Annotated in this window: 8 protein-coding genes; 7 read left to right on the top strand and 1 reads right to left on the bottom strand. The window is 35.6% G+C overall.

From position 1 onward, the window contains the following. Positions 1 to 3,054: a sigma 54-interacting transcriptional regulator gene (locus tag RGQ13_RS11000; RefSeq protein WP_348389794.1), complete on the top strand. Its 3,054-nt coding sequence runs from the start codon at positions 1 to 3 to the stop codon at positions 3,052 to 3,054. Positions 3,055 to 3,081: 27 nt separating this feature from the next. Here the strand turns inward: RGQ13_RS11000 and RGQ13_RS10995 are convergent, their stop codons facing one another. Further along, positions 3,082 to 3,663: a DUF2982 domain-containing protein gene (locus RGQ13_RS10995; protein WP_348389793.1), complete on the bottom strand. Its 582-nt coding sequence runs from the start codon at positions 3,661 to 3,663 to the stop codon at positions 3,082 to 3,084. 193 nt (positions 3,664 to 3,856) lie between these two features. On the opposite strand from RGQ13_RS10995, the gene RGQ13_RS10990 reads away from it, so the two are divergent. The 6 genes from RGQ13_RS10990 (at position 3,857) to RGQ13_RS10965 (ending at position 15,475) form a co-directional block, all read left to right on the top strand. Next, positions 3,857 to 4,189: a DUF4870 domain-containing protein gene (locus RGQ13_RS10990; protein WP_348389792.1), complete on the top strand. Its 333-nt coding sequence runs from the start codon at positions 3,857 to 3,859 to the stop codon at positions 4,187 to 4,189. A gap of 99 nt (positions 4,190 to 4,288) precedes the next feature. Beyond that, positions 4,289 to 7,753 carry an exodeoxyribonuclease V subunit gamma gene (gene recC / locus RGQ13_RS10985; RefSeq protein ID WP_348389791.1) on the top strand — a complete coding sequence of 1,155 codons (3,465 nt, stop codon included), beginning with the start codon at positions 4,289 to 4,291 and terminating at the stop codon, positions 7,751 to 7,753. Further along, complete coding sequence (gene recB / locus RGQ13_RS10980) at positions 7,746 to 11,378, top strand: exodeoxyribonuclease V subunit beta (RefSeq protein WP_348389790.1); 3,633 nt, start codon at positions 7,746 to 7,748, stop codon at positions 11,376 to 11,378. Before recC ends, recB begins: the two co-directional genes overlap by 8 nt. Continuing rightward, the gene (gene recD, locus RGQ13_RS10975; protein ID WP_348389789.1) at positions 11,371 to 13,260 is read left to right on the top strand and encodes an exodeoxyribonuclease V subunit alpha; all 1,890 of its coding nucleotides are present in this window, start codon (positions 11,371 to 11,373) and stop codon (positions 13,258 to 13,260) included. Before recB ends, recD begins: the two co-directional genes overlap by 8 nt. A gap of 9 nt (positions 13,261 to 13,269) precedes the next feature. Continuing rightward, positions 13,270 to 13,785 (top strand): DUF3087 family protein, encoded by a 516-nt coding sequence (locus RGQ13_RS10970; protein WP_348389788.1) that lies wholly within the window; start codon positions 13,270 to 13,272, stop codon positions 13,783 to 13,785. A gap of 280 nt (positions 13,786 to 14,065) precedes the next feature. After that, complete coding sequence (locus RGQ13_RS10965; RefSeq protein ID WP_348389787.1) at positions 14,066 to 15,475, top strand: FlgO family outer membrane protein; 1,410 nt, start codon at positions 14,066 to 14,068, stop codon at positions 15,473 to 15,475. Positions 15,476 to 15,527: the final 52 nt, after the last annotated feature.

The following is a 15,527-nucleotide window of genomic DNA, read 5'->3' as shown; positions in this document are numbered from 1 at the left end:
ATGATTAATACAAATAATAAAACAGCATTGCTAATAAGCAATAGCAAAAGTGCAGCCAAAATCGTTGATATGTTAGAGCAACAAGACTTAACCGTTGCAGTAAATTCAAAAATCATTAAACAAATCGTTTGTGCAAGAGAGTTTGTCGGATTCGATTTTATTATTATCGATAGTAACGGCATTGAATCATCGACAGACAAAGAACGTTTAACTGTTTTGATGAATTGTCCGGTGCTCTTTTTTAATGAAAAACAAGCGATTTCTTTAACTGATAACTACCATCAAGCAAAGTTTTCTTTCAGTGAATTTTCTTGCCCTATAAATAAAATAGAACTTCAGCAATTACTCCACCTTTCGTTGTATAAATTTAATATCCGCGAACAAGAATATAAACAAAGCCATTTATTAAAAAATACCATATCTTGTATTGGTGATATTCTTATTTATCTTGATCAACAAGGCGACGTGTTTGATATTAGTAACACTGCGGAACTGTTATTTGGGAAAGCCCTTGAAGATGTCAAAGGGAAACCTTGGTATAACTTAGTTCAAACGAGACAAGATTTAACCGCTAAACAATCACAGCAATTTATTGCTACGGCAATAAAAATACAAACCGTGACCAAACTTCAACCGTTAGCAATACAAACTTCTCACGGTTCAAGTCAGTTGGTCGACGGAGTTGTAGGTCCCATTACGTACGCCAATGGTAAAACAGGGGTAGTGTTAATTCTAAGACAGCTCAGTAGCTTAGACAGCATACCTAAAGAGCTAAACTTTACCGGTAAGAGTAAAAGTAATTTACCTTCAACAACACCATTAGTCTCAGGGATTTTATTACTAAGCCCAGACAATTTTAACGAACTAAATTTGCAGCAAGGTCGTGATTATGGCGACAGGGTGCTGTATTGTATTGGTGAACTATTAAGAGAGTTTGTACGCCCTACGGATATGTCATCCCATTATGGCGGGACAATGTTTATGGTGATGTTTTCGCAAAGTAGTGCTGCGCAAATTAAAAATATTGTCAATCAGCTAGAAAAAAGGCTGATGCAGCACACATTTCTAGAAGAACAATCGTCGTTAAAATTTAGCCTTGGTATTGCGCTTAACTCTCAGCTTCTAAACTACTCACCGGTTGAATTATTTTATCAGGCCAATTATTCACTTTCTCAGGCAAGAGATCTAGGTGGCTCTCAAATTAGAGAGTGGCAGCAACAAAGTGCCTTGTTGCAAATTGGTAATTTAGACAGATTAAGTGGGAATGTATCTAAATCTGCTAATCATGATTACCAGAAAATGCTGATGCAATGGAGTATTCTTAATTTTCTCAATGAAATTGAACAATTACCAATCTTTATCAAGGAGTTATTGACTCAATTAATTAATGGTTTTGGTTTGAAAGCTGCAGGTTTCTATAGTTTAGAAAACAATACAGTTAAATTACACCAAGCAATAAATCAGTCAGGCAAAGAATTAACTAAAATTGATATTTGTTTATCTGAAAATCAAATATCTCATATTAAATCGATACAAAATGAGCATGGAAAAGTTTTTACCTCTGTATTAGCTGAACAGGGCATACAAAAAATAATTCCAATCTATATTCCTAATAAACCAGGATATTTCCTCTGGCTATCTAGTGAGCAAGATCAGGATGTTACGTCTAAAGATCATCATGTTTTGTATAATATTGCCGATTTTGTAGCGTTAAAAGTAGAGCGTCTTTGTGCCGGCACAAATGATACGAAAGTGATTGAATCGAACAATTCATTGAATTTTTGGTACAAATCAAGCGCAATGACCAATTTAATGAAAGAAGTTGAAATGGTAGCTCCTACCAATGCCACTGTATTAATTACCGGAGAGTCAGGAACCGGTAAAGAAATGTTAGCGCAAAGTATACATCAACTAAGTGATCGGAAAAATAAACCTTTTATCATTTTTGATTGTGGTGCTGTAGTTGAAAGTTTGGTTGAGAGTGAATTGTTTGGTCATCAAAAGGGCTCATTTACAGGAGCAAATAGAGACGTAACAGGGCGGATTCAGGAAGCCGATGGCGGTACTCTATTTTTAGATGAAATAGGCGAATTACCACTTGAGGTACAAGTAAAACTATTGCGTTTTGTACAAGAAAAACAATACTCTAAAGTGGGAAGTGGTAATGTTAAAAAAGTTGACGTGCGCCTAATTGCTGCAACTAACGTAAATTTAAAAGAACAAATTAGCAAAGGTAAATTTCGTGAAGATCTATATTTCCGCTTAAACGTATTCAAGATTGAAAATGTACCTCTAAGACAAAGAACTGATGATATTGTTCTTATTGCTAAGTCGTATTTAGATATTTTTTCTAACGAATACAATAAAAGCATTATTGACTTCAGTGAACCGGCAAAACAAGCTCTATTGGAATACCTCTGGCCAGGTAATATTAGAGAGCTTAAAAACTTAGTACATCGCTCTGTAATTGTTTGTAGTGATAACATTGTTACTTGTCATCACCTTGGTTTATTTCCTGCAAATCCAAATTCCAACAGTGATACATGCGAATTGCCTGAGCAAGCTGTTAATACAAATGAAGCTATTGCTGTAAATAGTGATTTTACTAAACAAGACAATGATTTAGAGGCTAAACAGTCAGGAAATTCAATCTGTATTGCGAAAGATTTAATAAACCATTGTTTACCAAGCCATGCTAGTGAAAATACTTTTAAAATTGGACCTTGGATTGAGTACCAACTTTACCGAGTTAGTCTCGAACAACATCAACAAATTGCGCTGCAAGCAGCTAATAGCTTAAATCTTGCTGAAAGCACATTTCGTCGCCGTTGGAAAAAACTGCAAGCAGATGTTGAATTGAATAATTATGTCAGTTCATTTGAACAAAAAGCGTTAGTTGCGCATATTCAACAATTGAAAATGGTTGAATCGAAGGTAGCTTTTTCACAATCTCTACTTGCACAAGCCTGTAAAGAGTTACGACTCAGTGTAAAATTAACGAGTAGTCTATTAGATGTTTCGCCACCAACATTAAGACGATTAGTAGCAAGTTAAATTAATGGAATAGGTATAACAAATTAATTAAGTTGTTGTGTATTGAGATGAATAGACATGACATTGCTTGAGCAGGCTTAAAAACTGCTCTTTATCTCGATCCAAACTGTCTTCGGGGAGATATACGTGGTAGCCATAGGCAATATCGAGATTTGTGCTTTGCTGTAACCAAGCACCTACAGGTCCGGTTAATAACTTATCTTTTATGTTGAACCCATCGAAGTGAATTGTCCCTTGTGCCATTGTTAACTGTGAATTTTTTACAGCTAATTTAATCAATTCCTGTTGTTCATGAATAAGTTTATTCGCTAGCCTAGGAGCAACAGACTTTGCTAATGCCTCTAATGAAGAAAGCTTAATACCGATATAAGGTAGGAGAACATTTTCACCTTGAATATCTGCCTTTACTTCGCCAATTCGTGTTACATCTGCCCAGTTTATTTGCCATTGTCCTCTACGGTGATGATATTTTATTGTTTTAGGGGTTAACTCATAACTTATATTCGGTTCGTTATGTTTAAAATATCCTATTAAAACAACAATAAAGCTCGCTAGCATAAGGGCTGTTAATTGTAATTTGAAAAAATGCCAGTATGCTAAATTCAACATAAAGCATATACACATAAAAATTAAACCTAATATCAATATAAACAAGCCATTACGTTTAGATTTTGGTTTGATTATTAAAGTGTTTTTATTGTGCATAGTAAGACCGTAAATGGATAATTGTGCAAACAAAACTTGAATTTTTAGTATTTTTTATCATAGTTAGTATAGTGTTAAGTAAAGCTTAAGGATAAGAATGGCGCAATATCATCTTGATGATAAAACTTTTAAAGTTGGTGGTAAAACCATTGCTATTATTAGCTATCTCTCAATTATAGGTTGGGTTGTTGCACTGCTACTGCATGGCAATAATCCTACTAGCTTTGCCGCATTTCATTTAAGACAAACTCTTGGTTTACTGCTCACTTGGGTCATTTTAAGTTTTATTCCTATTGTTGGTTGGGTTTTAGCGTTACCCGTATTGGTTCTATGGGCTATTGGACTATATTATGCTTTTGATCATCAGCGTAAGCCGGTGCCGGTAATTGGAGATTTTTTTGAGAAAAGTTTTAACACCTTGATCGAATAGTAGCCAACATCGATTAATTGATAAAATTCACCTAGTTTAATCCCTACCTTTGTGCTTAAATCGTAACAAGAACAACACGATATCTATCCGGATTATTAATTGATCAATATTTACCCTGCAAACCGTATGGAAGACTTGCTTACTTTATTTGATGAAGTACAGAAAGTGTCGACGTTACCCGTTTTGTCCAAAGAAGTTGTACTAGTACAAAACCCTGGTATGCAGCATTGGCTAAATATGAAACAAGCGGAAATATCAGGCATAAGCATGAATGCTAGCTTTGTGTTACCGGCGCAATTTCTTTGGCAGCAACTGCGCATTTTATCTGGAGATGATGTTCCTGACCAATCTCCCTATTCAAGAGAAGTACTTGCCTGGCGTATTGATGCACTTTTGCAAAGCGCTGATGTTTTAAATAACAAAAATTGTCAGCAAGCTAACCAATATTGGCAAAAACATAATACTGCCGATCCATTAAAGCGATTTCAGCTAGCGGTGCAAACAGCTGATTTATTTGAACAATATTTAATTTATCGACCAGATTGGATTGATACTTGGGCAAAAGGTGATTTAGTTTCAAGTTTCGATAGTAGCGCTCGTGAGCAAGAAAAATGGCAAAGTTACTTGTGGTACTTACTACATAAGCAGAGCCCATATAATCCTAAAACACTAATATCAACAGCCAAAAATAATTTAACAATATATAAGGATATGTTGCCAAAAAGGATTTCAATTTTTGGCATAAATGCATTGGCACCAATGTGGATAGACTTTCTCAATTCATTATCAACAATTATTGAAGTGCATTTTTATCATTTGAATCCTTGTTATGAATATTGGGCTGATATTAAAACCGATAAAGCTAAAGCAAAACAGGCCTACTTAGCTCAGGTAGCTAAATGGCCTGAAGATGCACTGCATAACGATAGTGCTAATCCATTATTGGCAAACTTAGGCCAACAAGGCAGAGAGTTTCTTTCTCTACTGCATAGTGGCGATACTATTGAAATACCGCTATTTGATCAGTTATTTGATCATTCTAATTTAAGTGATGAAACCGCCGCTATAAATAAACCATCGGTTTTACTGCAATTACAAAAAGATATATTAACGTTAACTGATAAGCGAGAAGAACCCGTTACCGTAGTTGATGACAGTATCACCATTACTTCAGCCCACAGTGCATTACGGGAAGTGCAAGGATTACACGATTATTTACTGCATCTATTTAACAACGATAGCAGCTTAACACCAAAAGATATTCTAGTAATGTGCCCTCAAATTGAACAATATGCGCCTTATATTGATTCGGTTTTTGTACGTGGTTGGGATGACATTGGCGAATCTGTACCACCGCTACCATGTTCAATTGCTGATAGAGTTTCAAAAGACTCTGAGCCTTTAGTCGCGGCGTTTAGTGAATTACTTTCTATGCCAGATAGCCGATTTGGGGTGAATCAAATATTATCATATTTACGCTTACTACCTTTACAAATGCGCTTTGGTTTAAGTGAGCATGATATTGAGTTGATAACCGATTGGTTAGATAAAGCAAATGTGCATTGGGGCCTAGATGCTGAACACAAAAATAGATTACTGGAAACAGAGCAAGCAACAGCACAATTTACTTGGCAACAAGGCTTAGATCGATTGTTAAAGGGCTTTGCTTATGGTGATAGCACTAGTTTATATGCAGATGATATGGTTCTACCTTGGGTTGAAGGCAATAACGCCATAATATTGGGCAAGCTATTGTTGTTGTGTGAACAGCTTAAACAAATGAGTATCAGTTTAAATAAAGCTAAAACTGCAGAGCAGTGGCAACAATGCTTAGAAGGTTTTATAGAACGCTTATTTTTAGGTGAAGAGAGCGATAATGGTTTGGTTATCATTAATCAGGCAATTTCGTCGTTTGCTTTGTATTGTAATGAAGCAGGTTATACTGATGCCATTGAATTAACTGTGGTACGTGAATATTTAAACCAACACTTTAGCCAACCGGATCCTGGCCGACAGTTTATGATCGGCCAAATAACATTTTGTTCAATGTTACCTATGCGTTCGATACCTTTTAAAGTTCTTGCAGTGCTAGGGCTTAATGATGGGGAATTTCCTCGGCAACGACAACCTCTAGGCTTTGACTTAATGTCTATGACTAGTGTTATGCCTGGTGATCGCTCTTGTCGAGGTGACGATCGATACTTGTTTCTTGAAGCACTCATATCCGCTAGAGATAACCTTTATTTAAGCTTTCAAGGTAACGATATAAGAAATAATAATGAACGCCAGCCTTCAATTGTATTACGTGAGCTGATGGATTATTTGAGAGCAGGATATGGTTGGGATTTTAAAGTCGAAAATCAAACAATAAAAAGCCAACTCAGACAATTACCATTACAAGTGTTTAGTCTAGATAATTTTAGTGCGCTTAACCCATATAAAAGCTTTGATAATAAATGGCTGAAGCTTGCTAAAGTCAGTGAACAATCGTTAGATATTGAGTTTAACGAGCAAATACTTGCTTTACCTGAAGAACAAGTTTTTGAAACGAGCTTAGCGCAAGTAAACCGATTTTTAACTAACCCTGCACAAGTATTTGCTGAGCAGCGACTTAAATTGTTTTTTAATAAAAACGAACAAAATATTGACGATGCTGAACCATTTACCTTTAGTCATTTAGATAAATATCTATTTCAACAAGATGTTTTATTTGAAGATATCGCTCAAAATAGCAGTGCTAATCCATCAGCTCTTTATCAACAAGCGTTATTATCAGGAGACTTTCCTGATAATCCATTGTTCGCAGAAAAATTATCAGATTGGCAAATGACAATGCATAATTTTTCTAAAGCGGTATCTAGTCAGATACAAAGTACTTTAGAAACGTCGAACTCATTTGAACAGCTGATATCAAAACTTGATCAAAGTATTCAAATAAACCCTAGCAGAGATATTATAGGTGACATTGGTGCCACTCAGTCATGGCAAATCAGCGGTGATATAACACTTTATCAAACAACTAATATGCTAGTGCATTTTAGTTATCGACCAGCTAAGGTAAAAGCAAAAGACTTGAGTCAATTATACCTTAATCACTTATTGTTAAGTGCGTTAAGCCCAAGCGATAAACAGGTTTGCAGCTTGGGCTATTACCTCAATGAAAAAGATAATAAATTACAAAAGGTTAGTTTTAACCCGATTGAAGATGCCAGAGGCCAACTCTCTCATATATTAGCTTATTATCAACTAGCACTAACTAAACCATTATTACTGAATAGTATTATCGCCGATAAACTTTTTTGGAAGTCGGGCAAAGGTGGGGGCAAATTTGTTGATACAGAATTTAATCAGGCTGATTTACATAAACTTTGGCATGATGGCTTTAACACTAGCGGGTTAGAGAGCGATCCTTACCTAAATTATTTTTGGCAACAATGCCCTAATTTACAAGAGTTTAGCCAAGGTTTTAGCGACATATATAAGAACCTTTATCTAAATTTAAGTATCACAGAACAAGACTTAGCTGCTCAAGTAGTCTCAACACCAGAGGTTACCAATGAATAATATAACAACTAAAGCCAAGCCTATTCCTCAAGCACTACAGGCCGAAGCTTTACCATTAAATGGTTGTCACCTTATAGAAGCAAGTGCCGGCACAGGTAAAACCTTTAACATTACCCGTATCTATTTGCGCATGTTGTTGGAACGTAAGCTAAGTGTTGAAAACATTTTAGTGATGACGTTTACCAAAGCTGCAACAGAAGAAATCCGCGGTAGAATAGATGAATTTTTACGAGATGTACTAGCTAACTGGCAAGAATATACAGAAATTAAGCCACAACCGTATTTTGTCGCACTTGCTAAAAATATTTCTTTTAAAGATGCGCAGGTAATTATTAAAAATGCATTAATTAACCTTGATGAAGCGTCTATATTCACCATACATGGCTTTTGTAAACGAGTTTTATCGCAACAAGCGTTTGCATCAGGAATGAATTTTAATGCTCAAATGGAAGCTGATGACAGCGAAATAGTGCTACAAGCTTGTCAAGATCATTACCGCGTATTAGCTCAAGCTGAACCATTAGCTGATTACAAACTTTTTGTCGAAAACTGGGCAACACCAGAAGCATTTTTAGCAAGCTTTAAAGGTTTGCTTTATGACGAAAACTTACCAAGCATTAGTGATAAACAAAGTTTAGTTAGTTCAATGCAAATGCTCGCAAAAACTTCCGAGCAAGAATTATTTGACTACGAACAAACCATTTACGAAGCGCTTATTGATAGTAAAAAAGCGAAAGCTCGTGACACCCGAATAGAAGAGTTTGAGCAGCTCTTACAATTTTTAAAACAGCTGCAATTGTTAAATGCAGATATAGAAAGTCTTCTCAGTAGTGCGCCTGATTTTAAATTTATTGCAGCTAATCGATTTGCAAAATCGCCACTTAAACCTCAATTAAAACTTGCCTTTAAAACTACAGGTGAATTAAGTAAAACAATCAAAAATTTTGGTGCCGCGTTACTTAAGTCTGCAGCTTATGCTCTAGCTATTGATGCAGTAAAAGAGGTTAAGAACAAGGTGTTAGAAGGAAAGCGTCAGAGAAACTTGCTGAACTTCGATGATTTGATCTCTCAGCTTGAGTTCGCGCTTGAAAATGAGCGGGATTGTGAGATTCAGCCATTAACAAAAGCCTTAATTGAGCAATATCCAGTAGCACTTATCGATGAGTTTCAAGATACTGATCCGAAGCAATTTTCTATTTTAAAACAACTGTATTTTAATAATGCAAAACCTGATAATGCACAAGATGAGTGTTCGGCGTTGTATCTCATTGGCGATCCTAAACAAGCTATTTACGGGTTTCGTGGTGGTGATATTTTTACTTATTTAAGCGCGAGTGAATTGGTTGATCACCAATGGGTTATGGACACAAATTGGCGCTCATCTTCAGCTATGATTGCCGGTTACAATCACTTGTTTTATGGTAATGAACTTAGTAACACTGCAAAAGATGTATTTGGCTTTAATATACAGTATCAACCGGTTCAGCCTTCAGTTAATGCAGATAAACAGCAGTTAATTGATGATACTGAATATAAAGCACTACAGTTTGTAGATTTTCAAGCGAGTGATGAGTTTGAATATAGGGGGTATATTAAAACCGACTTCCGTGAACATATGGCACATTGGGTTGCTGCTGAGGTTGGCCGTTTATTACATAACGCAAATTTAACCACAGCAACTAGTTCTGAGTCAGTAAAAGCGGCTGATATAGCAATTTTAGTAAGAGATGGTGGTGAAGCTGAAGATATCAAACAGGCACTCAATGCATTAAATATCGACAGCGTTTATAAATCGCAACGCTCAAATTTATTTTTAAGTGATATTGCCCAACAATTTGTGGCGGTTTTAAATGCCATTATCAATCATGAAGATGACAGAGCATTTATTAAAGCCTTATCGGGACCATATTTTTCTTACTCGCCAAGTAAACTTTATGAAATTCAAAATGATGAAGTCGTGTGGGAAAAAGTGCGCGGCGAATTTAACCGCTTAAAAGCGATTTGGTTTAAACGTGGCTTTATGGCAATGGCACTAAAAATATTGCATGATAACTACCTTGGTAGCAAGCAAGATAATGAACGCCAACTCACTAATATCATTCATTTATTTGAGTTATTACAAACGGTTAGCCAAAGATTAAAACAACCACAAGAGCTAATGGCTTATTTGTCTGAACAATGCCAGACCCCAAATCAAAGTGAAGCCGAACTACGATTAGAAAGTGATGCCGACCTTATCCAAATTGTTACTCAACATGGCTCTAAAGGCCTTGAGTATCCTATTGTATTTGTGCCGTTTACCAGTCGGCATAAAAACCCTGTCAAATTTGGTAATTCATTTAAAGAAGTTTTAAGATCTCATCAGCAAGAAGGTCGTTTATCGGTTCATTTAGGTGATGATGCTTACGCCAGACAGTGTATGGCCGAAGAAGGCTATGCTGAGGACGTACGTTTGCTTTACGTAGCAGTTACCAGAGCTAAACATCGTTGTTACTTAGCTTGTACTCCCTTTCAAGACTATGACAAGTCACCACTAGGTAAAGCTTTGCAATTAACTAATGGTCAATCATTTGCAGACGGTATAAAGCCTCTCATTGCATTTGCTCCGCATGCCATTGGTGTGACAGAAGCAATAGGATCAAACTTTACCGGCAATATTATCGATGAGATAAATCGACTAGAAGAATTCAAAGAAGAAAACTTTACCGGTCGAATTGAACGCGACTGGTGGTTAAGCTCATTTTCTGCCTTAACTCGAAATACCCGCCATACCGGTAGGAACGAGCCTGATAGGGATATGGAAGAAGCTGATATAAATAAGCCTGTGTTGAAGAAAGACGTGATTCGTTTTGCCTTTCAAAAAGGCGCCAAAACCGGTAATTTATTGCACGATGTATTTGAACGTATAGATTTTGTTCAACCTAATTGGCAAAAAGATGCCTGTTTTAATTTAACTAAATTTGGAGAGTTACCTAACGGTTTTGAGCAAAAAGATGTGTATGACTGGCTACAAGACTGTCTAGATACGCCTTTTAATGAGCACAATGACTCTCTAGCACACTTATCTATTGAAGAAACACTTAGAGAGGCTGAGTTCTATTTCCCGATGGAAAACGTTGATTTAGGCTGTTTAAAGAATTTATTAACACAATTTCGAGAATCTTTAGGCCTATCAGCTGAAAGTCTTGGGCAAGTTGACACAGAGTTACCTGCATTTGGGCAATTAAAGGGCATGATGCATGGCTTTATTGATTTGATTTTTAGCAAGGATAATAAGTATTACATTTGCGATTATAAATCTAGCCACCTGGGCGATAAATTTAGTAATTATTTGCCTGAAAAACTAAGCATGAATGTGATAGAAAATTTTTATGACTTACAGTTTTTAATTTATTCTTTGGCTTTGCATCGGTATTTAAAGCGTCGAGTACATAACTACTCTATTGATACACATTTTGGTGGTGTTTATTATTTTTATTTACGCGGTATGAGTGCTGGTAATGAAGATTTTTCTGGTGTTTTCTTTAATAGTTTATCAACTGAGTTGTTACAACAACTCGACCAGCTGTTTTCTGGCTATAAAGTATCAGTAGATCTAGATACCGAGGAGTACAGCAATGAATAGTTCAGTGTCCTGGCTTCCTTATCAATCTTTTTACCAAGCAGAACAAGAGCTTGAAGGTATTCAAGCGATTGATTATTACCTAGCGTGTAGCTTGTTAGAGAACAGTCAGAGTAAATCAGCTCTGTTATTTCATTTGTTTCTAGCACTAAGTGCTAGCCAGCGTGATGGTCATAGTTGCTTAGATTTAAACTCTTTGAGCGAGCAAACCTTGTGGCAGTACACAATAGAACCAACTGAAAATAGTTACTATTTTAATGTGCCAACCGAAGAAAAAGCCGGTTTCACCTTTGATGATTTAAATACTCTACAGTCCAGCTTGACAGAATTTGAAGTGACCGATGTTGCCTGCTCTGAGCAGCTTGTAGTTTTAGAGCATCAACAATTATATCTACGCCGTTATTGGCAATTTGAATTAGAGCTAGCTAACTATATTAAGCACAGGTTATTACAAACTAAAAGTGTAGATATAAATCAGACGGCAAGCATAATTCAAGCGTTATTTTCAGAGTCTAGCGCTGATGTTGATTGGCAACTTACCGGGGTTGCTAATGCATTAAATAAAACATTTTCTATTATAGCTGGTGGCCCAGGAACTGGTAAAACCTATACAGTGACCAAATTGTTAGCCGGTTTATTGATGCAAAATGATAATATTCGCATTGAAATGGTTGCTCCGACAGGGAAAGCCGCGCAGCGTTTGTCTGAATCAATTGTAAATGCAGTTAATTCGTTTAAACAGCAACAGGTAATAGATGAGAATATATTAGCTAAAATACCAACTACAGCTTCTACAATACATCGTTTATTAGGTGTGATTAAAAATAGTCCTAATTTTAGACATCATCAACAAAATCAATTAAATGTAGATGTTGTTCTAATCGATGAAGTGTCTATGGTTGATTTACCTATGATGACTCGTATTTTTAGAGCATTACCTGACGGTTGCAAGGTGATTTTGCTTGGCGATGGAGATCAACTTCCTTCTGTCGCTACCGGTAGTGTACTCGCCGACTTAGCACCTTGGTCTGATACTCAATATAGTGTAACCAATAAAGATTTCATCGAACAAGTAACGCATCAGTCTTTACCTTATTTTGCTAAATCTCCAAGTATAGATTATCTAACTTATCTAACCTTAAGCCGTCGTTTTAGTGGTGATGGTGGAATTGGTAAAGTTGCTAAATTGGTTATCGCATCTAAAGCTGAAGAGTCATGGGCTTTGTTAACCGAAAAGACAGACAAGGAGCTTGATTTTATTGGCGATAAGCTATTAGCCGAAACTGTTAAACGTTTGACTGAACAGTTTTATGCTCCAATCTTTAAGGCTAAATCTATTGAGCAAGCTTTTACACTATTAGATAAATTTAGAATACTGGTGCCGACAAGAGTTGGCGAATCAGGATTAGAAAATATAAATTCATTAGTTGAGCAACACCTTCACAACCAGCACTGTATTGTAAGCAAGCATGAGAATTATCACGGCAGGCCAATTATGATCAGCCAAAATCATTATGGTGTGAATTTATTTAATGGTGATATAGGTTTGCAATTTAAGGACTGTTCGGGGCGACTTATGGCATATTTTGCTGAAGGTGAAGGCTATCGAGCTATCTCAATTGCCCGCTTACCTAGCTTTGAAACAGTATATGCAATGACTATTCATAAGACACAAGGCTCTGAGTTTGAAAATGTTGCATTAATCCTTCCTGAATTAGGGGCAAATCGTTTATTATCTCGAGAATTAATTTATACCGGAATAACTCGAGCTAAAAAACACTTGCAAATATTTTGCAGTAAATCAGTTTGGCAGACAGCTGTTAACCAAAAAGTAAGTCGAGCTTCGGGTTTAACAAATCGTTTAATGTCCTTTTTAAAGAAGTAATCTAATACCATGAAATTAATAGAAATAGATAAAAAACGCTATCGTCAGCATCTTAATCAAATTATCGTAGGTTTCATTGCCTGTTTCCTGATCATCTCGTTAATTTTAGGTCAATTTTTTATCATGCTATTTGCTGCTCAAGATGGTAGTGGTGATAACTTTTGGCTTAATTTTTCAGGCGTTGCCTTAGCGCTAGTTTTATCATTAGGTATTATCAATAAATACAAAACTCACCATTTTATGAGTGAAGTATTTTATGTATGGCAGTTGAAACAACAAATTAATTTTATTTATAGAAAATTAAAAACGGTTAAAAGCAAAGCTTTTTCAGATGTGGATATTGATGCTCTAATTATCCTTAGTTTTTATTATAAAGCTTGTAGACAATTATATAATTTAGATGATAACACCATTACGTTATCTTCTTTGGCGAGAGAAGAAGATACTCTGTTAGAGTTTATTCGAGCTAATAATTTATCAATAAATAGTGAGGACTATCAACAGCAATTCATAAAAGATGTTTAATAACAATAATTTGAATTTATATTCAGTTTTTATAAGATTCTATTATGCCAAGCCTATTAAGTTAGATCCGAGTAGGAAATAAATGGAGTAGGGTTAGTTTTACACTTTTAATTGGACATATTTTATATTAAAACTTGGTAAAACCTAGGGTTAACACTAGAATTATTGCAGGGTTTTATTTTCTTTTCGCAAGAATTGATGGCTCTGTAGCTTTGATGTTTAATTTCTTATGTAGTTGTTTGAGTTGTTTATAAATTGCAATAAATACTAAGGATAGTATGTGCAGGAGTCTGAGAAAGAATTTGTTTTGGATGAATGGTTAATTTATCCTGAAAAATCAATGATTAAACGTAATGATGAACTAATCCATTTAGAACCTAAAATAATGGAGGTTTTAGTTTATCTGATTAAAAATGCTAATCGTGTTATCTCCCGAGAAGAACTTACCGAAAAAGTCTGGCAATCTAATTTTGCTTCCGATGAAGTGATCACCCGAGCAATATCAGTTCTTCGTAAGAAGTTAGATGATACAGGTAAAGTGCACCGCTTTGTTAAAACTATACCTAAACATGGCTACGTTCTGGAATATTCAGATCAAATCGAAGCCCATGTTTTACCTGCTTTTGAAATAGAAAGTGATGTAAGCGACGTTGAACCAACAATAAATAAATTGATTAGGCCAATGTGGGCACTAACGATAGCAGCAGTTGCAATCGTAACGTTAGTAGCGGTGTTAGCTGCAAATTTATTTAATAATAGAGAGCATCAAAAAAGTGACCAGATCTACTTAAAGGTAGATGAGTTTGTTGCTTTAGATAGCCTGCCATCAAGCGAAATGGTTGCCAGAGTATTATCAGAGCAATTAATCACCACTCTTAGTAATTCTGACTACGCTAAAATTAGCATTCAAACAGATTCAATTGTAGACATAGTAAATGATGTCGATTTTATCATTAACGGTGGGGTTAAAGAGTTAGAAAGCGAATATCATGTCAACTTACATTTTATCGATGGTAATTCTGGTGATGTATTGTGGAGCCAGTCGTTTGCCGGTGACAAAAAAATGTGGCACCAACTCGTTAATAACATCAGTAAAACTATAGATTACTTCATAAGTGTTGCTTACAAAGATAATTTAGATTTGAAGCAGTTATCACTTAAAAATTTACAAGCTGCTATTCTCATTCACCAAGCCCGTGAATTGCGTTTTATTGACGAACAGAGTAACTTTGATTTATCGATCAATATTTTACAAAACGCTCACATTTCTTACCCTAATGAAAAACAAGTTATAATGGAACTTGCACTGGCTTACCTTAAAGAAAAAGGCAGTTATTCTTCATCTAAGCACCTTCTTTTAGTAAAACAACTTTTAGATCAGGCTGAGCAAGCCAAATACAAAAAAGGCATCTATTGGCTGGTTAAAGCGTTATATCAAAAAGCGAATAAAGAAATAAGTATTAAGCAAGCTATCGTTTTAATTGAAAAGAACAGATTGATAGAGCCAGATAATGTTGAGTTATTAGCTATTTTGGCTAGGCTATATCATATTAACGGCCAAGACAGTAAAGCTATGACGCTCTTTTCAAATGCATTAGCAATAGAGCCAGATTTTTCTTTTGCAATTTATCAACGAGCCAAGTTATTAAGCATTAAAAATAAAGAAACTCCCAAACTAACAACAAATTAGTAAGGGAGTTTCATTCATAGCTTTGTTGGCTTTTAATTTCTATTAATAATCC

The sequence above is a fragment of the Thalassotalea psychrophila genome, assembly GCF_031583595.1.
Taxonomy (GTDB): Bacteria; Pseudomonadota; Gammaproteobacteria; order Enterobacterales; family Alteromonadaceae; genus Thalassotalea_A; species Thalassotalea_A psychrophila.
The sequence above is the reverse complement of the archived record's forward strand: the minus strand, read 5'-3'. Positions and strand labels throughout refer to the sequence as shown.

Excerpts from the sequence above, each read along its gene's own strand:
- RGQ13_RS11000 (WP_348389794.1), top strand. The coding sequence starts at position 1 with ATGATTAATACAAATAATAAAACAGCATTGCTAATAAGCAATAGCAAA.
- RGQ13_RS10995 (WP_348389793.1), bottom strand. The coding sequence starts at position 3,663 with ATGTTGAATTTAGCATACTGGCATTTTTTCAAATTACAATTAACAGCC.
- RGQ13_RS10970 (WP_348389788.1), top strand. The coding sequence starts at position 13,270 with ATGAAATTAATAGAAATAGATAAAAAACGCTATCGTCAGCATCTTAAT.
- recB (WP_348389790.1), top strand. The coding sequence starts at position 7,746 with ATGAATAATATAACAACTAAAGCCAAGCCTATTCCTCAAGCACTACAG.
- recD (WP_348389789.1), top strand. The coding sequence starts at position 11,371 with ATGAATAGTTCAGTGTCCTGGCTTCCTTATCAATCTTTTTACCAAGCA.
- RGQ13_RS10990 (WP_348389792.1), top strand. The coding sequence starts at position 3,857 with ATGGCGCAATATCATCTTGATGATAAAACTTTTAAAGTTGGTGGTAAA.